Source organism: Pseudorhizobium xiangyangii (assembly GCF_020531965.1).
Taxonomy (GTDB): Bacteria; Pseudomonadota; Alphaproteobacteria; order Rhizobiales; family Rhizobiaceae; genus Neorhizobium; species Neorhizobium xiangyangii.
In genome coordinates, this window is sequence record NZ_JAJAWH010000008.1 from 181,725 (window position 1) to 202,754 (window position 21,030).

The 21,030-nt window shown below is 60.6% G+C and carries 14 protein-coding genes; 9 read left to right on the forward strand and 5 right to left on the reverse strand.

What is annotated here, in order from left to right; all coding sequences use genetic code 11:
- Nucleotides 1-11: 11 nt before the first annotated feature.
- Nucleotides 12-1,460 carry a glutamine synthetase family protein gene (locus LH464_RS09415; protein ID WP_226786111.1) on the reverse strand — a complete coding sequence of 483 codons (1,449 nt, stop codon included), beginning with the start codon at nucleotides 1,458-1,460 and terminating at the stop codon, nucleotides 12-14.
- 175 nt (nucleotides 1,461-1,635) lie between these two features.
- Here LH464_RS09415 and LH464_RS09420 point away from each other — a divergent pair, with 175 nt between their 5' ends.
- Both LH464_RS09420 and LH464_RS09425 read left to right on the forward strand, forming a co-directional pair.
- Nucleotides 1,636-2,769 (forward strand): BaiN/RdsA family NAD(P)/FAD-dependent oxidoreductase, encoded by a 1,134-nt coding sequence (locus tag LH464_RS09420; protein WP_390624958.1) that lies wholly within the window; start codon nucleotides 1,636-1,638, stop codon nucleotides 2,767-2,769.
- A gap of 438 nt (nucleotides 2,770-3,207) precedes the next feature.
- On the forward strand, nucleotides 3,208-5,052 hold the full coding sequence (locus LH464_RS09425) for a methyl-accepting chemotaxis protein (RefSeq protein WP_226786113.1): 1,845 nt from the start codon (nucleotides 3,208-3,210) through the stop codon (nucleotides 5,050-5,052).
- A gap of 136 nt (nucleotides 5,053-5,188) precedes the next feature.
- Here LH464_RS09425 and LH464_RS09430 read toward each other — a convergent pair whose 3' ends face one another.
- Together LH464_RS09430 and aceA are read right to left on the reverse strand one after the other, a co-directional pair.
- On the reverse strand, nucleotides 5,189-5,425 hold the full coding sequence (locus tag LH464_RS09430) for an SMc00767 family acetate metabolism repressor (RefSeq protein WP_226786114.1): 237 nt from the start codon (nucleotides 5,423-5,425) through the stop codon (nucleotides 5,189-5,191).
- Between the two features lie 75 nt (nucleotides 5,426-5,500).
- Nucleotides 5,501-6,790: an isocitrate lyase gene (gene aceA, locus LH464_RS09435; RefSeq protein ID WP_226786115.1), complete on the reverse strand. Its 1,290-nt coding sequence runs from the start codon at nucleotides 6,788-6,790 to the stop codon at nucleotides 5,501-5,503.
- Between the two features lie 217 nt (nucleotides 6,791-7,007).
- Between aceA and LH464_RS09440 the strand changes: the two genes are divergently transcribed.
- The 5 genes from LH464_RS09440 to LH464_RS09460 all read left to right on the forward strand — a co-directional run bounded on the left by LH464_RS09440 (nucleotide 7,008) and on the right by LH464_RS09460 (nucleotide 12,616).
- Complete coding sequence (locus LH464_RS09440) at nucleotides 7,008-8,426, forward strand: helix-turn-helix domain-containing protein (RefSeq protein WP_226786116.1); 1,419 nt, start codon at nucleotides 7,008-7,010, stop codon at nucleotides 8,424-8,426.
- Between the two features lie 113 nt (nucleotides 8,427-8,539).
- Nucleotides 8,540-9,637 carry a polyamine ABC transporter substrate-binding protein gene (locus LH464_RS09445; protein ID WP_226786117.1) on the forward strand — a complete coding sequence of 366 codons (1,098 nt, stop codon included), beginning with the start codon at nucleotides 8,540-8,542 and terminating at the stop codon, nucleotides 9,635-9,637.
- A gap of 78 nt (nucleotides 9,638-9,715) precedes the next feature.
- Nucleotides 9,716-10,876: an ABC transporter ATP-binding protein gene (locus LH464_RS09450; protein ID WP_226786118.1), complete on the forward strand. Its 1,161-nt coding sequence runs from the start codon at nucleotides 9,716-9,718 to the stop codon at nucleotides 10,874-10,876.
- Between the two features lie 9 nt (nucleotides 10,877-10,885).
- Entirely contained in the window at nucleotides 10,886-11,794 is a 909-nt protein-coding gene (locus LH464_RS09455) for an ABC transporter permease subunit (protein ID WP_226786119.1), read from the forward strand.
- Nucleotides 11,795-11,797: 3 nt separating this feature from the next.
- Nucleotides 11,798-12,616, forward strand: a complete 819-nt coding sequence (locus tag LH464_RS09460; RefSeq protein WP_226786120.1) for an ABC transporter permease — start codon at nucleotides 11,798-11,800, stop codon at nucleotides 12,614-12,616.
- 67 nt (nucleotides 12,617-12,683) lie between these two features.
- Here the strand turns inward: LH464_RS09460 and LH464_RS09465 are convergent, their stop codons facing one another.
- Nucleotides 12,684-14,540: an AsmA family protein gene (locus tag LH464_RS09465; RefSeq protein ID WP_226786121.1), complete on the reverse strand. Its 1,857-nt coding sequence runs from the start codon at nucleotides 14,538-14,540 to the stop codon at nucleotides 12,684-12,686.
- Between the two features lie 157 nt (nucleotides 14,541-14,697).
- Here LH464_RS09465 and LH464_RS09470 point away from each other — a divergent pair, with 157 nt between their 5' ends.
- The gene (locus LH464_RS09470) at nucleotides 14,698-16,647 is read left to right on the forward strand and encodes an acetoacetate--CoA ligase (protein ID WP_226786122.1); all 1,950 of its coding nucleotides are present in this window, start codon (nucleotides 14,698-14,700) and stop codon (nucleotides 16,645-16,647) included.
- Between the two features lie 270 nt (nucleotides 16,648-16,917).
- Entirely contained in the window at nucleotides 16,918-17,880 is a 963-nt protein-coding gene (locus tag LH464_RS09475) for a glycosyltransferase family 92 protein (RefSeq protein ID WP_226786123.1), read from the forward strand.
- A gap of 345 nt (nucleotides 17,881-18,225) precedes the next feature.
- On the opposite strand, the gene LH464_RS09480 is transcribed toward LH464_RS09475, so the two are convergent.
- On the reverse strand, nucleotides 18,226-21,030 hold a 2,805-nt coding region (locus LH464_RS09480), incomplete at its 5' end, for a PAS domain S-box protein (protein WP_226786124.1).

A 21,030-nucleotide genomic window follows, 5' to 3' on the forward strand; every position in this document is an offset into this window, starting at 1 on the left:
TCCACCGGCCCTTAGACGTTGAGAAGCAGGAACTCCCGCTCCCAGGGGCTGATTACCTGCATGAAGGTCTCGAATTCCCCACGCTTCACCCCGGCATAGAGGCCGATGAATTCTCGGCTGAACACTTCGGTAAGTGCGGGTTCCGATTCCAGTTCCGCGACTGCTTCGAGAAGCCCGCGCGGCAGCTCGATCGATCCCTCGTTTGCGGAATCCTCCGTGGGTGGCCCAGGTTCGATCTTGTTCATGATGCCGAGCAGTCCGCAGCCGAGCGAAGCGGCAAGCGCCAGATAGGGGTTTGCATCGGAACTTGGCAGGCGGTTTTCCACGCGGCGGGCCGCAGCATCCGAGACCGGTACGCGGAATGCCGTCGTCCGGTTGTCGTAACCCCAGGCGTTGTTCACGGGGGCGGCCATGTCGGGTGTAAGGCGACGATAGGAGTTCACGTAAGGCGCCATCATGACAAGCGCCTTCGGCACGTAGTGCTGCATGCCGCCAATGAAGTGGAAAAATTCCTTCGACGGGCTGCCGTCCTTGTTTGAGAAAACGTTCCGTCCGGTCTCTATGTCGACGACCGACTGGTGTATGTGCATCGCTGAACCCGCTTGGCCCTGCATGGGCTTTGCCATGAAGGTGGCATAGATGCCGTGCTTCATGGCTGCTTCGCGGATCGTGCGCTTGAACAGGAAGACCTGGTCGGCGAGTTCGATCGGATCACCGTGGCGCAGGTTGATCTCCAGCTGGGCCGGCCCTTCCTCGTGGATCAGGGTATCTATCTCCAGGCCCTGCTTCTCGGAGAAATGGTAGATATCGTCGATCAGCTCGTCGAATTCGTTGATGCCGGCTATGGAATAGCCTTGGCCACCCAGGATCGCGCGTCCCGACCGACCCTTCGGCGGATGCAGTGGATAATCGGGGTCGGCGTTCTTGGCGACCAGGTAAAATTCGATTTCCGGCGCCACCACCGGCTTCCAGCCGCGTTCCTTGTATAGATTAACGACGTTCTTCAGGGCCGCACGGGGCGTGTAGAGAATGTTCTCGCCGCTCGTGCCGACGACATCGCAGATGACCTGCGCGGTCGGATCCGTCTCCCATGGAACGACGGATAGGGTCGATAGGTCGGGAACCAGCTTCAGGTCGCTGTCGCGCGGCTCATAACGGAAGCTCGCTGTCTCTTCAGGATACTCCCCCGAGATCGTGTGCCGGTAGAGTGCCGACGGGAGAGCCAGCGAGGTGTTCGAGGTGAACTTGGACGACGGCATCATCTTGCCGCGCGGCACGCCCGCAAGGTCAGGTGTGATGCACTCAATGTCCTCGATCCCACGGTTGCGAAGCCACAATGCAGCTTCTCTCCAGTCAGTCACGCCACGCAGCGAAGTCAGTGCCGGTTGCGCGGCTGGAGTGCCCGTCGACTTCAGGACATTGCCTGCGGCCGGGGTGGGAGCAGAGTTTTTGCGTGGCATGACTCACCGGAGAGGAGTTGACGGGAACACTATCATAGAGAGAGATCGGCAATTGGCGAGAGGGGTGCGGCATTGACTTTATGGTCAGGATCGAAAAGAGCAGGCCTGACATCATAAGGAGTTTCGAGTGGTCCGGAAATTCGACGCGGTAGTTCTGGGCGCGGGCGCTGCCGGCATGATGTGCGCGATCCGGGCCGGAAACCGCGGCAAGAGTGTTCTCGTTCTTGATCATGCCAAGGCACCCGGAGAGAAGATCCGCATTTCAGGCGGGGGGCGCTGCAACTTCACGAACATAAATGCGTCGCCAGCCAACTACCTCTCGGAAAACCGGCACTTCGCCAAGTCGGCTCTTGCGCGCTACACGCCTCGGGACTTTCTGGACCTCGTCGAGCGCTATCGGATTGCCTGGCACGAGAAGACGCTCGGCCAGCTGTTCTGCGACAACAGCGCCAAGGACATCATCGCGATGCTGCTTGCGGAGATGCGCGCGGCAAATGTCCAGATGGAACTGCAGCAGGAAGTCTCGACCGTCGAGAAGACGGGGGAGGGGTTCCGCCTGACGACAGCCGGCGGGGTCATCGAAGCCGCGTCTCTCGTCATCGCGACAGGCGGCAAGTCCATTCCGAAGATGGGGGCGACGGGCTTCGCTTACCGGATCGCCGAGCAGTTCGGCCTCAATGTCCTGGAGACGCGCCCGGGCCTCGTGCCGCTGACGCTCGACCCGCAGTGGCTCGAACGGTTGGCGCCTCTTTCCGGTGTTTCCGTGCCGGCCGAGATCCGCCACGGCAAGACCGGCTTCCGGGAAGCGCTTCTGTTCACCCATCGCGGGCTGAGCGGCCCCGCAATCCTGCAGGTCTCCTCCTATTGGCGAGAGGGCGACGATATCCAGCTGAAGATCGAACCGGACAGGGATATCCTTGCTGCGCTGAAATCTGCGCGCAAGCAGAACGGTCGGCAGGCGGCGCAAACCGTTCTCGGGGAGATCATCCCCAAACGGCTGGCGCAGTTCTTCATCGAGAAGGCAGGCATCACAGCACCCTTGGCGGATCTTTCCGACAAGGCGCTGGAGGCGATCGCATCGACGATCCAGAACTGGAATTTAAGGCCTGCGGGCTCGGAAGGCTATCGGACGGCGGAGGTTACGCTCGGCGGCATCGACACAAGCGATCTGGATTCGCGCACGATGGCAGCCAAGCGGATGCCCGGCCTTTATTTCATCGGAGAATGCGTCGATGTGACAGGCTGGCTCGGCGGCTACAATTTCCAGTGGGCCTGGGCCTCGGGTCATGTTTGTGGGGATGCATTGTAGGGGCGGCCGATTCAGGACTTGTTAATCCGGGTAGGCAATTCTGCCATAATGCCAGCCAATTCCTGTGGTTGAAGGAGGGCATGCGCCCCGCCGCATTCGGCGGAACGCCACTGACAACGCTTTGGGGTTCACATAATGCAGAAAGCTCGCCGTGCCCGCGCCATCGCAATTGCCCAGACCCAGGACGCCGTAAAGTCGAGGCGTCTGCGCTTGGTGGCTATCAGTATCGGCGCACTTTGTGCTCTCATGGCCCTGCCAGTTCTCTTCTGATCTCCAGCGTCTCAATCTTCTTCGGCGCCGGGCATTTGGACGAGTGACGGATCTCCGTGAGTAAACGTGTGCCCACCGTCCACGCGTTCGCGCCGAGCGTCATTTCAGTAAAAGTTAAGTAAAGTCTGAGATGCTAGATCCTGGGATTAATTCAAGGGTGCTAGGTCAATGTCTCGTCTTTTGCCGTCATCGGTTGTCAGCCGCATTCTACTTCTCTGTCTGTTCCTGATCTTCATCACGGTGTCGGCCGTGGGCGGGCTCGCCTACAGGCATATTCAAGCCGACGTCATGCAGACCGCAATGGTGGATGCCGATAAGGCCGTTCGCGTTATGGGATTGCTCTACGAGCTGGAGGCGCCGGGCGCCGCCGTCTCGCTGGACGAGGGAGTGGTCACGACCATCCGCGCCGGTGAGGGTGACCTCAGCAATCACGCCCTGGTGGACCGCACCGCAGCTTCGATTGGTGGCGTTGCTACCGTATTCGAAAAACAGGGCAGCGATTTCGTTCGCATATCGACCAACGTGAAGAAGGAAAATGGTGATCGCGCCACCGGCACCAAGCTCGTGGCAGATCATCCCGCGCAGCCGCTCCTCGCCCGTGGCGAAGCTTATTATGGCCCGGCACTCCTGTTCGGGAAGGACTTCATGACCGGCTACTTCCCGACAAAGGATGCGGCAGGTACGGTGACCGGCATCCTCTTCATCGGCATCCCCATGGCCATCTACTTCGATCACATCGCCGCTTCGGGCAGCGTGATCGTCGGCAGTTCGCTGGCGGCGCTGCTATTCGTCAGCATCATCGGCTTCCTTGCCATTCGGGCGCAGATCCGGCCGCTTCGCGTGTTGACGGGAACGGTCAGGGCGATCGCCAATGGCGAGAATTCGACCGGTATCCCCTATCTCGAAAAGAAGAACGAGTTCGGTAACATTGCGCGGGCGCTGGAAGGCTTCAGGGACAGCGCGCTCGACAAGCAGGCTATCGAGAACCGTAGCGCGGAAGAACGCGTGGAGGCGGAGGCGGAGCGCCATCGCAACGACCTCGACAAGCAGCAGGTCGATGCGCAAATCGACCGTGCGGTGGTAGAGCTGGGTGCGGCCCTCTCCCGTCTCGCACAGGGCGACCTTTCGACCACCATAGAGGCGCGGTTCTCGGGCCGCCTCGAACAGTTGCGTGTCGATTTCAACGGTTCGATCGTCCGCCTACGCGACACGCTTTCGCAGATTCGCCAGAGTACTTTGGCAATCCAGAGAAACAGTGCTGACCTTAGCGAAGCCTCGTCCGATCTTTCCAAGCGCACAGAAAGTCAGGCTGCCTCGCTCGAGGAGACGGCTGCAGCCGTCGAAGAGATCACCGTGACGGTAAAATCCTCGGCGGAGCGGGCGAAAGAAGCGAACGCTGCTGTTTCGGCAACCAAGCGTAGCGCGGATGATTCCGGCACTGTCGTCAATAATGCGGTCGATGCAATGGGCCGTATCGAGGAGGCTTCGAAGAAGATTGAACTGATCATCGAGGTCATCGACGACATCGCGTTCCAGACCAATCTGCTGGCCTTGAACGCGGGCATCGAGGCTGCCCGGGCAGGCGAGGCCGGCAAGGGATTTGCGGTCGTTGCCCAGGAAGTTCGCGAGCTGGCTCAACGCTCGGCCGAGGCGGCGCAACAGATCAAGTCGCTTATCCATCAGTCCACGCGCGAAGTCAGCACAGGCTCCGGGCTTGTTCAGGAGGCGGGACATGTGCTCTCCGCCATCAGCAAGCAGGTCACCGGGATCAGCCAGCATGTGGAGATGATCGCGACCGCCAGCCAGGACCAGTCCGCTGCCCTTCAGGAGATCAATGTCTCCGTCAACCGAATGGATCAGATGACCCAGCAGAATGGCGCGATGGTCGGGGAAACGAGCGAGTCCAGCCATCGACTGGCAGGGGAGGCGCAAGCCCTCATGCAGCTCGTCCAGCAGTTCCGCATCGATGCGGATACAAGGTCGAGGGAAGGGTCTGCCGCCCGGGCTGCCTGATCTCCTCATGATCGACAGACATGGCGGCGGCGAACTTCTGTTCGCCGCCGCTTTTTCTACGGCAACTCTCTCCGCTACGGCCGAAAGCGTGCCGCCGAGAGACGCGCGAGCCTTGCCAGCGGGAACGCCGGATGACTCACCCTGGCTGCGCGACAACGACGGGAATGAGCAGGTCGCCCCAGTTCCCGGCCCCGCCATGGTGGCGCGCGGACCGGATGAGTTCGACCGACACGCCAGCATCGACAGCCTTCATGACCGAATGATTGAGCCGGTGCAGATCGTTGGCGAGCGTACGAATGGCGGTCTGCTGATCGGAAGACATGGCGGATGCCTGCTCTTCTGCACGTTCCTTGACGCGGGTTTGGACGTTCATGGCATTTCTCCTCTTGTAAGGGTTCTTGAACACTGACTTCCGGCTATCCTGGCCGCTGAAGCGGAGGGGTTTCTGTTACTCCGCTGCCGGTCGGAACTGCTCGGTTTCGGTGGATTCTCTCATGGCGGTGGTCGAAGACCGGCCGCCGGTAATCGCCATCGAAACGGCGTCGAAATAACCGGTGCCGACTTCGCGCTGGTGCTTGGTTGCGGTGTAGCCGTTGACCTCGGCGGCGAATTCCGCTTCCTGCAGCTCCGAATAGGCCGTCATCTGGCGGTCCTTGTAGCCGCGCGCCAGTTCGAACATTCCGAAGTTCAGCTGGTGGAAGCCGGCAAGGGTGATGAACTGGAACTTGTAGCCCATCGCGCCGAGTTCCCTTTGGAACTTGGCGATCGTCGCGTCATCCAGGTTCTTCTTCCAGTTGAACGATGGCGAGCAGTTGTAAGCGAGCTTCTTGCCCGGATGCACCTTGTGGACGGCCTCGGCAAACTTCCGCGCCTGTTCCAGGTCCGGCTTGCCGGTCTCCATCCAGATCAGGTCACTATAGGGTGCGTAGGCAATCGCGCGGGCGATGCAGGGCTCGATGCCGTTCCTGACCTGGTAGAAACCTTCCGCAGTGCGGCCGGCGTCATAGTCGACAAACGGGCGGTCACGCTCGTCGATGTCGGAGGTGAGCAGCTTGGCGGCTTCCGCATCGGTGCGGGCGACGATCAGTGTCGAGACACCCATGACATCCGCGGCGAGACGGGCAGCAGTCAGGTTCCGGATGTGTGCGGCGGTCGGGATCAGAACCTTGCCGCCGAGGTGGCCGCACTTCTTTTCCGATGCCAGCTGATCCTCGAAGTGGACGCCTGCAACTCCGGCCTCAATGAAAGCCTTCATGATTTCGAACGCATTCAGCGGCCCGCCGAAACCGGCTTCGGCATCGGCAACGATCGGGGCGAACCAGGTCTCGACAGACAGGCCCTTGCCTTCCTGGGTCTCGATCTGGTCCGCGCGCTGAAGGGTCTTGTTGATCCTCTTGGCAAGCTCGGGAGCCGCATTGGCGGGATAGAGGGACTGGTCGGGATACATGGCGGATGCAGTGTTGGCGTCGGCGGCGACCTGCCAGCCGGAGAGATAGATCGCTTTCAATCCTGCACGGACCATCTGCATGGCCTGGTTGCCGGACAGAGCCCCCAGCGCGTTGACGAAAGGCTCCTCGTTGATCAGCGACCAGAGACGATTGGCGCCCATTTCGGCAAGCGAATACTTGATCTCGAACGAGCCGCGCAGGCGTCTGACGTCATCCGCCGAGTAAGGGCGCTCAATACCCTCGTACCGGCCCTTCGGTGCGTTCGAGACCAAGTTGTCAAATTCTGTCATATCAACATTCTCCCATTTCAATGTCCTGCCCGGCAAGCCTTTGTCGACTGCGTGACGTGTGACTAGATTTACAGGGACTGACGCGAAACGGCTAGGAAATTGACCTATATCGGACCTGGAAAAGGGTTATGATGTAATTGTCTTTGACTTCTGGATTTGTCAGAATGTAAATTCTGTCAAAGATCGGCTCGGGTGCGTATTGTAAAAATGGTGACAGATGGTCGAGCGTAAGATCTTTGCCGGGCCGCGCGTCCGGCGCATCCGGATGGGCCTCGGCCTGACGCAGACGGCCATGGCCGAGGCGCTGGCTATCTCGCCGTCCTATCTCAACCTCATCGAGCGCAACCAGCGGCCGCTAACCGTCCAGCTCCTGATCAGGCTCGCCTCGGTCTACAAGATCGATCTCGATGTGCTGCAGGGGGAGGCTGGCGGAACGACGACCCAGTTGCGCGAGGTCTTCGCCGACCCTCTCCTGGCGGGCGAAATCCCGGGCGATCAGGAAATCATCGAGGTCGCGGAAGCCGCCCCCAATGCGGCTCTGGGAATGGTGAAACTCTATCGTGCCTATCGCGAGCAGGCCGCTCGCCTGTCGGATCTGGCTGACATCCTGGCGCGGGAGGGACATGAACCATCCGTGGCGGGCGCGAGGCTTCCGATCGACGAGGTTCGTGAACGGCTGGAGCAGCGGCCCAATTTCTTTCCTCTCATAGAGGATGCCGCCGAGGCGTTTATCCAGCGACTGGGGTCGACTGAGGACCTGTCCGGCGTGCTGAAGGGATGGCTGAAGGCCGAGCACGGCATTGCTGTCCGAACCCTTCCGGTGCACGCCATGCCCAATCTGAGGCGGCGGTATGACCGGCACTCGATGCGGCTCTTCCTCTCGGAGCGCCTGTCGCCGTTTGATCGCGCTCGGGAATTGGCGATGGAAGTTGCCCTTTTGGCTTTCGGCCCGCAGATCGTCGCCGAACTCGAAGGCCTTTCGTTGTCTAGCGACGAAGCACGGCGCATCGCGCGGTTCGAACTTGCGCGCTACGCCGCCCATGCGCTGATGATGCCCTATGGCGCGTTCCTTTCTGCGGCGCAGAAGGCCCGCTACGATGTCGATGTGCTGAGATCGCGTTTCGACGTTTCGTTCGAGCAGGCGGCCAATCGGTTGACGACCCTGGCACGACCCGACGCCGCAGGCATTTCCTTCTTCCTGCTTGAGCTTGACCATGCCGGCCATGTGATCCGCAGGGCTGGGGCTCAAGCCTACCCCAGGGCAGGTTTCGGCGGGCTCTGTCCCAAGCTCGGGATCCATGCGGCTTTCGCCCAGCCCGGTCAGGTGCTTTCGGAAGCAGTGGAGATGCCGGACGGTCGAGCGTTCCTCACGGTCTCCCGGACCGTCGAAGGGCCGCAGGCCGTTTTTGGAGAGAGACTACGCCGTACCGCCATACTCATCGGCTGCGAACTCGCCGCCGGTGCGGAAAGCGTTTACGGCCCTGCCGCCGCCTCGCCATCCGCAAAGGTGCTGGCGGGGGCCGCATGTCGACTGTGCGAGAGGCGGGGTTGTCTCGCACGCGCCGAACCACCGCTGACACGCCCGCTGGGTCTGGATGAGATGGTTACCGGCCTCAGCGCCTTCGACTTTCAGTAGCAGTTGATGCAGTGCACATTTCGCTTGTGGCTACCAAATTTCCTTTTTACTCTCTAACGAACAGGGAACACGGTGGGCTTTCACCGCTTATAACAATCGGAACAGGAGAGATCATGAAAACTCATTTGCTGCGTCTCGCCGCAACTGCAGTCGGGGTTGCCATCGCGGCGACTACCGCCATGGCGCAGGAGCGTGTGGTGAATGTCTACAACTGGTCCGACTACATCGATGAGTCGATACTGGCCGACTTCACCAAGGAGACGGGCATCAAGGTGGTTTACGACGTGTTCGACGCCAACGAGATCGTCGAGACGAAGCTTCTTGCCGGCGGTTCCGGCTACGACGTCGTGGTGCCGACAGCACCGTTCCTGGCCCGCCAGATCCAGGCAGGTGTTTTCCAGAAGCTCGACAAGTCGAAGCTGCCCAACCTGGCCAACATGTGGCCGGAGATTTCCGAGCGGCTGGCAAAATACGATCCGGGCAACGAATACGCCGTCAACTACATGTGGGGTACGACCGGGCTCGGTTACAACATCGACAAGGTGAAGGCCGCGCTGGGCGATATTCCACTCGATAGCTGGGACGTTCTGTTCAAGCCGGAGAACGCGGAGAAGCTGAAGGCTTGCGGCGTCAACATCCTCGATGCGTCCGACGAGACCTTTGCGATTGCAATGAACTACGTCGGCAAGGATCCGGACAGCAAGCAGGCGGCGGATCTGGAAGCGGGCGGCGAGGTCTACAAGGCGATCCGGCCCTTCGTGAAAACCTTCAACTCCTCCTCCTATATTGATGAGCTCGCGAACGGAGACACCTGCATCACAATGGGCTGGTCCGGGGACATCCTGCAGGCGAAGACCCGTGCCGCCGAGGCCGGCAATGGTGTGAAGGTCGAGTACGTGATTCCCAAGGAAGGCACGTACATGTGGTTCGACAACCTGGCCATTCCGGCTGACGCCAAGAATGTCGAGGAGGCTCACGCGTTCATTAACTACCTGATGAAGCCGGACATCATCGCCAAGGCGTCGAACTACGTGCAGTATGCAAACGGCAACCTTGCATCGCAGCCGCTCCTCGACAAGGAAGTCCTGGAAAACCCGTCCGTCTACCCGCCGGCCGAGACGGTCTCGAAGCTCTTCACCATCTCTCCCTACGGTCCACGCGAGCAACGTGTGCTCAACCGGGTCTGGACCGAGATCAAGACCGGAAGCTGATTTCGAAAGGGGCAGGTTCACACCTGCCCCTTCTTCTTCCTGTCGTAAACAATCGAAGATCTCATTTGGGGAGCGGGCATGGCGAAATCTCTGGGACCTGTAAAACGTAAATTCGCCCCATGGACAGAGCCCGGTGCGGTCCCCTTCATCCGGTTCGAAAACATCACGAAACGCTACGGCGACTTCACGGCCGTCAGCAACCTCAACCTGGACATTTATGAGCGGGAGTTCTTTTCACTGCTCGGCCCTTCCGGTTGCGGGAAGACGACGCTGATGCGCATGCTGGCCGGCTTCGAGGAACCTACGGAAGGCCGGATTCTTCTGCAGGGCAAGGATATCTCCGGCGTCCCGCCCTACCGGCGCCCCACCAACATGATGTTCCAGAGCTACGCGCTTTTCCCCCACATGACGGTGGAGAAGAACGTCGCTTTTGGCCTTGAACAGGATAACCTGCCGAAAGGCGAGATCCAGACCCGTGTCGAGGAGATGCTGAGGCTGGTCAAGCTGGAAGAGTTCGCCAAGCGCAAGCCGGGGCAACTCTCGGGCGGTCAGCGTCAACGCGTGGCACTCGCGCGGTCTCTGGCGAAGCGACCGAAGGTGCTGCTTCTGGACGAGCCGCTCGGTGCTCTTGACCGCAAGCTGCGCGAAGAAACGCAGTTCGAGCTAATGGATATCCAGCACACGCTGGGGCTTACCTTCCTGATCGTTACGCATGATCAGGAAGAGGCCATGACGGTCTCTGACCGCATTGCGGTCATGGACAAGGGCGTCATCGTCCAGGTCGCGACACCTGCCGAAATCTACGAGGCCCCGAACTGCCGCTATGTCGCGGACTTCATAGGCGACATCAATATCATGGAGGGCACCGTCGTTTCCGCCTCCGCCGGGAGAGGGGAGGCAGGAACGGTCGGAATAGATTGTGACGGACTTCCCGTCGCGGTGGAGCAGCAGCAGTGCACGGCTGCCGCAGGCGACAAGGTCGCCTTTGCCATCCGGCCGGAAAAGGTGAGGATCTCGCTCGACCAGCCGGTAGATACATCCGTCAACGCTGCCTACGGCGAGGTCTGGGATATCGGATATCTCGGCGATTTCTCTGTCTTCCTCGTCAAGCTCCCGGATGATCGGATCATTCGCGCGGCGCAGGCCAACGTTTCGCGGCTAGTGGATCGCCCCATCACCTTTGGCGACATGGTCTGGCTTAGGTGGCCACACGATGCCGGCCTTGTTCTGGCGCGATAGGGGATCACCATGGCCGAGGTCACCGCTTCCCCGCATGCAGGTCCCGCCCGCTGGCTGGTCGTCGCGGTGCCCTATGTATGGCTGCTGCTGTTTTTTGTCGCGCCGTTCCTGATCATTCTGAAGATATCGCTCTCCGATACCGCGATCGCGATGCCGCCATATACGCCCGTTTTCGAGGGATTTGGCGCGATCGGCGATTTCATCTCCCAACTGGATTTCGAAAACTACGCCTTCCTGGCAGAGGATCCACTCTACCTGCGGTCCTACCTTTCGTCGCTGCGGATCGCGGCTATCTCGACGTGCCTGCTGCTTTTCATCGGATATCCGATTGCGCTTGCCATGGCCCGCGCACCCACAAGCATCCGGCCCACGCTGGTCATGATGGTGATCCTGCCCTTCTGGACCTCCTTCCTGATCCGTGTCTACGCATGGATCGGCATCCTGAAGCCTGAAGGCCTGCTCACCCTCCTTCTGCAGGCCATCGGCATTCTGGGGCCGACTGAACAGGTGCAGATCTTCCGCACGGATACCGCCGTGTTCATCGGCATCGTCTATTCCTACCTGCCGTTCATGGTGCTGCCGCTCTACGCGGCGCTGGAAAAAATGGATGCAACCCTGCTGGAGGCGGCCAGCGACCTCGGTTGCCCGCCGTGGAAGGCGTTCTGGAAGATTACCTTCCCGCTCTCCCTGCCGGGTGTCGTCGCCGGCGCAATGATCTGCTTCATTCCGATCACCGGCGAATTCGTGATCCCCGACCTGCTCGGCGGCGCAGAGACGTTGATGATCGGCAAGACGCTGTGGACGGAGTTCTTCGGCAATCGCGATTGGCCGCTTGCATCCGCTGTCGCAGTGCTTCTCCTACTGGTCCTCGTGATCCCGATCATGATCTTCCAGAATCAGCAGCAGAAGGTGAGGTAGGCCATGAAACCGTCCCGCTTCGATCCCGTTGTCCTGACGCTTGGCTTCGCCTTTCTCTACATCCCGATCATCATTCTGGTGATCTACTCCTTCAATGCCTCCCGACTGGTCACGGTCTGGGGCGGATTTTCGCTGCAGTGGTATTCGGCGATGTGGTCAAACCAGGGGCTGATGGATGCCGCCTGGGTCACGGCGCGGGTGGGCGTGATCAGCGCCACGATAGGCACCATCCTGGGTACCCTGGCCGCCCTCGCACTCGTGCGATACGCCCGCTTCCCCGGCAAAATGGCCTTCTCTGGAATGATTTACGCGCCGCTTGTCATGCCGGAGGTCATTACCGGTCTGTCACTGCTGCTGTTGTTCGTGGCCATAGGGATAGATCGAGGCTTCTGGACGGTCACCATCGCCCATACGACATTCACCATGTGCTACGTGGCGATCGTCGTCCAGTCGCGGCTTCTCACCTTCGATCGCAGCCTGGAGGAAGCTGCCCTCGACCTGGGTTCTCCCCCGGTCAGGACGTTCTTCAAAATTACCCTGCCACTTATCTTTCCCGCCGTTGCCGCCGGATGGATGCTGGCCTTCACGCTATCGCTCGATGATCTGGTGATTGCGAGCTTCACGACGGGGCCTGGTGCGACCACGCTGCCGATCAAGATCTATTCGCAGGTCAGGCTTGGGGTTACGCCGGAAATCAATGCGATCTGCACGATCCTGATCGGCCTTGTGACCATCGGGGTCATCGCGACCTCGTTCACGTCGAAAAGAACGGAACTGCGCCGCATCCGCGACGAGCATGTCGCCCAACGCGGGGCTGCGTGAGAAGAAGGGGCGCTTACCCCCTGATGTGTTGAATAGGGGAGCACCCCCTGGATGGCAGGGGGCAGGTCTAGTCCTGCGGCCCGGCGGGTATTGCGGCCCCACGGACGGCGATCGCGACCGGCTTGGATGTGGATCCGCCGATAAAGAGCACCCGATCGCTGCCCGGTTCGGTTGCAGAGGCTATGCGCGCCGAGAGGGCCAGTCCGCCGTCCACAAAGGGAACCAGCCCGGCAAGCACGACCTTGGCCGCGGCACTCTCTATCACGCCCGATTGAATTTCCGCCGTGCCGCCCTTGAAGGCGGCCGTCACATCCAGCTTCTGATATTCGAAGTCCTGTCCATCAGGGTTCTGCAACGGCTGATAGTTCAACTCGCCGACCCGCTGAAGGATGGCGGCCGGGTCGAGCTCAGGCAGGGTACCGGCGCCGGTGGTGATCCGTATGAGGCCTTCCGCATCCCGCCAATCAACGGGAAAGCCCTGACCGCCCGGCTTGAAGGACAGCTCGATCGAGCCACGTGCCTGTGGCAACGGCCCGCTTATCGCAAGTTTTTGCAGGACGTTCTGAAGATTCGCATCGTGCAGGGCGATCCGGACATTACCCTGCACATCGGGGCCGGAGTTCGAGGTTACCATCTGGCTGGTCAGCCGGCCTCCCTCCAGGGTGCCATCGACAATGTCGATGCGGGATTGCCCGCCTTCGTTCATGATGCCGAGTGCTGCCTGTGTCAGGAGCAGGGGCCCGAAGGACATCTCCTGTCCTGAAATCCGCAAGTCGAGATCCAGCCCCTTTGTCAGCTCGGAATGTGTGTCGCCTGCGGGCGTGATCGCGGAATACAGGGCGGGCAGATTGAGACGTTCAAAGGCCAGCGTCCCCGTCAGCCGTGGTGGTCGTCCCGCCGGCATGGCCAGATCCAGGACACCATCCGCCTCTGTCTCGTTGAATGAAAGGTCCAGGGCATCGAAGCGCAGCGTCTCTGCGGTGGTCAGCAGCCGGGCACTCAACGAGAATTGCTTGAGCTGCTCCAGGCCTGGCAAGGTGATGCCGGTCCAGGCAAGTGCCGTGGGAGCATCGGCTATTGCAATCTCGACGTCACCGGAGACAGCCGCGTAGTTTGCGAGGTTCGCTGTGCCGTTGAACCGGGCGGACATGATGTCCGACGAAAAGCGGCCTTCGAAGGGTGCGTTTCGTCCAGACAGAAGCATAAGCGGTTGTGGGGAGGACCCACTGAGTTGCAGGGATCGACCGCCGACCTGAGCGGAAAGTTGGAAGGACGCCGGCTGCGAAAGGCGCGGCCACTGGACACGTCCGGTCATGCCGGCCGCGCGCCAGATCTGGCCGGTGGCACTGTCATCGATTTCCACCCGACCGTTCTCGATGGTGACATCGCCAACGCGAGGATCAAGCTTGGGATCGAGGGTGAGATTTCCTTCTGCGATGGCAGCATTCCTGGCAGCGGCGCTAAGCAAGCCTTCGTCTGCCCAGTCAAGCCGGCCTGTCGCATCGCGCAGAACGAAAAACTCCGGCTCGACCAGCTCGAAATTGCGGAAGGCGATGCGCCCCTGAAGCGCCTGATAGAGGCTGAAATTGGCGGAAAGGCGCGATATGCGGGCAAGAACGCGAATGCCGTCGCTGGTCGGCTTGGTGATGGCGACCCGCGACACTTCGATGCGAGGAACCGGCAGGAAGCGTATCGTCGGCGCACCGTCTATGGTCACCTGGTCGCCGGTCCATTCCGCAAGAGCCTGCTCCATCCCGTTGCGCACGATCGGCGTCGAGATCAACAGAGGTGCTGCAAGCTGCACGGCGACAAGCACTGCCAGGACGCCGGTGACGGCCAGCAGGAGGATGCGCAGCAAACGGCGGTGGAGGGGCGACAATCGTCGGCCAAGCGCTTGTGACATGCGTTGAATGGTATGGATCATGATTCGATGTCTGCCTTGATACAGCCGGCAGGCGCCGCAGGAAGCCGATATAGCAAATCCCGTGTGCGTGCAAATTCACCGCTTTATATCCCGCGCTGAGCTGGTTTATCTTGCGTTGCAGCACGGTATGGAGTGCCGTTGGGATGGAGGATCGCCGATGACATCTGAGCAGCCCCTTTGGAGCCCCTCGAAGGCCGAGCAGCAAAAGGCACCAATGCACACGTTCATGCTTTGGTGTGCCGAGCGGCATGGCAGTCCGGCATCCTACGATGACTTCCATGCCTGGACCGTAAGCGAGCCGGAAAAGTTCTGGTCTTCTGTCTGGACGTTCTGCGACCTGAAGGGGGATCCGGGAAAGCGGGTCCTGACGGACGGCGGCGATATGCTGGCGGCACGCTTCTTCCCGGAAGCAAGGATCAACTTCGCCGAAAACCTGCTGTCGCGCAGGGGCGAGGGGGACGCCATGATCTTCCGCGGTGAAGACAAGGCGCGCGACCGGTGGTCCTGGGATCGCCTTCACTCGGAAGTGTCTCGAATTCAGCAGGCGTTGCTTGCGCTGGGGATCCAGAAGGGTGACCGTATTGCTGCAATGATGCCAAACATGCCCGAGACCGTGGCGCTGATGCTGGCGGCCGCTTCGATCGGTGCCGTCTGGTCGTCCTGCTCCCCCGACTTCGGCGAGCAAGGTGTGCTGGATCGCTTCGGCCAGATTGAACCGAAACTGTTCATCGCCTGCGACGGCTACTGGTATAACGGCAAACTGCAGGACGTCGCCCAGAAGGTCTGTGCGGTTTCATTGGTGCTTTCGGTTCCGGTTCTCGTCATACCCTATGCCGGCGACGCGGTGGGGCTTGCGGCCTCGCTGGATGATGGTCGTACGCTGATGGATTTCCTCGCACCATTCGAAGCCCGCGACGTCGAGTTCCTGCCGCTCCCGTTCGCGCATCCGCTCTATGTTCTCTTCTCCTCCGGAACCACGGGAGTTCCGAAGTGCATCGTGCATTCCGCCGGCGGAACCCTGATCCAGCATCTGAAGGAGCACCGTCTCCACTGCGGCATCGAGCCGGGAGAGCGCCTCTTCTACTTCACCACCTGTGGCTGGATGATGTGGAACTGGCTGGTCTCGGGCCTTGCCGTCGGTGCCACGCTCTGCCTGTTTGACGGCTCGCCCTTTGCACCCGATGGCAACGTATTGTTCGATTATGCCGAGCAGGAGGGCTTTGCCGTTTTCGGTACGTCCGCAAAGTATATCGATGCCGTGCGCAAGAGCGGGATCTTGCCGCGGCAATCGCACGATCTGTCGTCGCTGCGCCTGATGACATCCACCGGCTCTCCGCTCTCGCCGGAAGGATTTTCCTTCGTCTACGACGGCATCAAGCCTGACATCCACCTCGCGTCGATCTCGGGCGGTACCGACATTGTCTCCTGCTTCGTGTTGGGCAATCCGCTGAAGCCGGTCTGGCGCGGCGAGATACAAGGGCCGGGACTTGGCCTTGCGATTGATGTCTGGAACGATGAAGGAGACCCTGTCCGGGAAGAGAAGGGTGAACTCGTTTGCACCAGGCCGTTCCCTTCGATGCCCATCATGTTCTGGAACGACCCCGACGGCGCCAAGTATCGGGCGGCCTATTTCGAGCGCTTCGAGAACATCTGGTGCCATGGCGACTTTGCCGAGTGGACGGCCCATGGCGGCATCGTCATCCACGGCCGCTCGGACGCCACGCTTAACCCGGGAGGGGTTCGGATCGGAACGGCCGAAATCTATAATCAGGTCGAGCATTTGCCGGAGATAGCGGAGGCCATCTGCATCGGACAGGACTGGGAAGAGGACGTCCGCGTCGTCCTCTTCGTGCGTCTGGCCTCCGGCGTCGTACTCGACGAGCCGCTGATCAAGACAATCAAGAACAGGATAAGGACCGGTGCCTCGCCGCGGCATGTTCCGGCCAAGATTATCGCTGTCGCCGACATACCGAGAACGAAATCGGGAAAGATCGTCGAACTGGCGGTACGCGACGTTGTTCACGGGAGACCGGTCAAGAACAAGGAGGCGTTGGCCAATCCGGAGGCGCTGGACTTGTTCTCCGAGCTGGCTGAGTTGAAAAGTTAGTCAGGCCCGCCCGAGAGCGCCGACGTCGCCTTTCTCATCATGCTCGGGCTTGGTCCCGGCATCGGGTCCGCGTTTGGACATGGAAGGACGGTCCACCAAGGCTCGCCCGCATCGAGAAGGCTGTCGGCCAGATCAAGCGGTTCAAGCGTGTCGCCCTTGCGCTACGAGAAACAAAACGACGCTTCGCCTGCCTCGTCGCCCTTGCCGTGCGCCTTGTCTCACATAGATGGTTCCTCACAGCCTAATGCCTGCACGGGGAAGAGGTAGCAAATGCTGTGGTGGAAGAAGAAGGAGAAGGCGATAAAGGCGCTTGCCATAGAGCCTCCGCCGCCTCGGCCTGACCGAGATGGCATGGCAATCGCGGTTTGCGTCAAAAATGAACAGACCTACATCGAGGAGTGGCTGAGATACCACCTTGCCGTGGGTGTGAGCCATTTCATTGTTTACGACAACGGATCGACTGATGCGACGTGCGAAATCCTGAACCGTGTGGCGCCAACTGGGACACTGACGCTGATACCCTGGTCCGGAAAGGTCAATTCGGCGAAGTCCGGCCAATTGATAGATGGGCAGGTCCTTGCCTTCGCCCATGCCATCTTGAGTTTTGGATCGCGCTTCCGCCGCATGGCCTTTATTGACGCGGACGAGTTTCTGCTGCCGCGCATCGGCTCGACTATTAAGGAGGCGCTTTCGGCGACAGGCGATTTCCCGAACGTTTCCCTGCCGTGGCATATGTTTGGAACCAGCGGCCATAAGGCAAAGCCGAATGGGCCTGTCCTTCTCAACTACACGCGCCGAAGTGCCGATCCGATGAGCAGGAAGGAAAATGCATCCAATTTCAAATGCATTGTCGATCCCTGCGAGGTCGTGGAGGTCAGCATACATCAATTCAAGACGCGCAGTTTCGGCGATCTGACATCCAATGATGCCGGTTTTCGAACCAGTCGAGATGGGCGGAAAGGCCGAGAATTCTACTCCAACAAGAACCTGCAGTTAAATCATTACTACAGCAAGTCGGAAGAAGAGATGCTGGGAAAGCTGGCGCGGGGGTCGAATTATATCGCTTCGGCGGAGAAACTCTCTGATCGAATGCGGGCAACTTTACGAAATATCGAAGAGCAGGAAGTGGAGGACGTCGCCATGGTCGAGTTCGTTTTGTCCAATGCCATAAGTTTGGACAACGGCAGCACGCCTTCCACCCGCGACGCGAGGGCTGAGGCAGAAGCCTCCTGAGGAGTTCACTCGAGACCCGAGGCAAACTGCAGATGTGCAAATGAAGCTGTCAGCCTGCATTGATAGTGCCAGAACGGGCCACCGTCGTTGCCTGTTGGAACAGGAGCCCCGAGTGCGACGAATGATGTGCCATTTTAACGCTGCGTTAAGAAGTGTTGGTCAACAGTAAAGAAACAATGAGGTATCTCTTGTGCAGCGGATCTGGAGCGTACGCCTCCACGACATGAGGTCTTCGATCCACACGTTGGACAGCATTTCACTTTAAAAGGCGGCTTTGCCGCCTTTTTTTTGTGCTCGCCCCGTGGCGTGTACAAGGAACGCAGGTCCTGCCGGATAGCTGCCGCGTCAGTTCGCGAGCACCCTTTGCGGCGGGAAGGTGATTTCGATCAGGGTGCCTTCGCGCGGAGCCGAGTTGATGGCGAATGTTGCGCGGTTGGCATCGACCATCGCCTTGGTGAGCGGTAGGCCCAGTCCCGTGCCATCCCCTCGCTGCCGGGTGCTGCCCGCAACCTGGCGGAAGGGTTTCATGGCAAGCTCGAGCTCCGAACGCGTCATTCCGATCCCGGTATCGCGGATGCGCAGTACGACGCTGCCGTTTGCTTCATAGACGGTTGAAACCACGATCTGCCCGCCGGACGGCGTGAAGCGGATAGCGTTGGACAGGATGTTGAGAACGATCTGCTTGACCGACCGGAGGTCGGCGACCACAGGCGGCACGGCGTGCGACAGGGCCGTCCGAATGATCACGCGCTGGCCGTTCGCCTGTGGCTGCACAAGGGACACGGCTTCAGAGATGCTCTCGTTGAGTTCCACCGACACGAAGTCGAGCTCCATCTCGCCAGCCTCGATCTTCGAGATGTCCAGGAGATCGTTGACGATATCGAGTACGTGGCGGCCGGAACGCACGATATCGTTGGAATATTCCACATAGCGCGGGTGACCGATGGGACCGAAGCGTTCTGACGCCATGAGATCGGCAAATCCGATGATGGCGTTAAGGGGCGTGCGGATTTCGTGGCTGACATGGGCGAGGAATTCGCTCTTGTGCGCATTGGCGGTTTCTGCCGACCGCTTTGCCGTTCGCAACTCCTCCTCGGTCCTCTTCCACTGGGTGATGTCCCTGATGACAGCACAATAGCCGTTCGACGACGTCAGTGTGCCGATGGTCATGAAGAGTGGAATAAAGCCGCCGGACGCCTCGCGGCCGATCACTTCCCGGCCGTCGTTCAGGACGCTTGCCACTCCATGCCCCGAAAGGCCGCCAAGATAATCCATGATGGCCTTCTGGCTCTCATGGGCAAAGAGCATCACGAACGGCTTTCCGTTCGCTTCCTCGCCATCGTAGTTGAAGAGCGCACTGGCGGCTCTGTTCAGGGAGCGGATATTGCCGTCCGTGCCGATGACGACGACGCCGTCCGTCGCCGTTTCCAGGATAGCGCGTAGTTCCTCCACTTCGACCTGCGCGGCCTCTTCCGGTATCTGTCCTGTCGGCAGGGGAATGATTTTCGCCCCGGATGCGGGCCCTTCTTCAGCCGTCTCGGTGGAGATCGGCATCAGGGCCAGCATGAGGGCGGTGACCTGGTCGAAACGCACGGACTGTAGCCGGGCCGTCACGGGAACGAGCGCGTCGTCGGCGCGGACGACCATCATGCCGCTGGTCCGGTCACCCGTTTCGTCCAGATCTTCACGCTGGAGCAGGGCATCGAGGCCACCGACCTCCGCCAGGGCTTCAATCGAGGAGTAACCCGTCAGGCGCAGGAACTCCGGATTGCCATGGAGCAAGCTGTCGCCGTTGTGAACCAGGAGCGCCACCGGCATCTGATCAAGGACTTCCGCTGAAAGACTGATCCGCTCGCGCACCGGTATTCCCGCATAAGCGAATTGCGGTTCGGTGGCGTGGGCTTCTTCCGCGTCCGCATCCGCGTCGATGGTGGGCTCTGCCTTATCTCCGGCATCGGCATCGGCATTGACATCGACTTCGTCCTCGACACCCCGCTCCAGCGAGGAAAGATCATCGGTGGGCTGCGCAGCCTCCACGGTCTTCTCATCGTGAGATTGCGCGGCATCCGCCGGATGGTTCGGGCCCAAAAGCGTATCAGCGTCCGCCCGGTCGCCCGGCGTTTCAGGAACGTCGCTGGAAGCCGCCAGCTGGTCCGTATCCTTGGCGTCGTTTCGGGGGCCGATGAAACGGTCCAGATGGCGTGCGATCTCACGAAACGCGGCCCGTTCTACCGGCGACAGGCTTTGGCCGCGTTGGCTGTGGTTGGGAAGTCGAACAACCTTCTCGGAATCGCTCGGCACGACGCTGTCGACGAGGCGCAGAGCAGGCTTTTCTCCCTCGGGAAGCTCGCGGTCCTGCCCTTGATCGGGCTCGCCTACGATCGGTGCATCGGTGATCTCGCCGGTTGTCTCGCCATGGGGCGCAGGGGCCGCCTGCTCCTCTGCCAGATCGATATTGTCGTTCGATGAGTGCGTGAGGCCCGTTTCCAGTTCACCCGGTGCATGCGTGGCTGCCGGCGGCTCATCGTTCACGACGACCGCCTCATCCTCCACCATGTCGGTCTCTGCGTCGGCTGGCGTGTCATCCTCGGCATGGCCCAGCGTGAGACCAGATGCATGAGGGTCCTCGACAGCGTCTCCGACGCGGACGATGCCAAACCCGCGGAAGCCGTCGAACGTGCGGTCGCGCGTGTAAGTGGGCAGAGCTGCCAGATCGATCGGCACGATCAGGGATGTACCCTCGACTGGCCACCAGATCGTTTTTCCGGACCACGTGTCACGCCGTCCGAGAAGTTCTCCGATCTTGCCCTCCGGATCCAGATGGAAGAGGCTCGCCACGTCGCTGAACGCCATTCCGTTGATGGCCGCAGCACGAGGGCCAACGGTGGTGGCGAACTCGTCGGACACTTCGGAGAAACGGCCCTCCCGGTCGATCTTCCAGACAAAGCGCATGGCTCTTGCATCGCGCTTGAAGACGAAGTCCGCGGGTGCTGCCTCGGCAACAGCCGGTGCAGGCATGGATTCCGATACCGGAGGCTCCCGATCGGTCGAAACGACGTTGGAGACCGTCTGCGCGAGAGGTTGGTCTTCCACGGAGGCAAGGTCTTCGGCCGCGTCCTCCGGTGCCGGTGCCGGTGCCGGTGCCGGTGC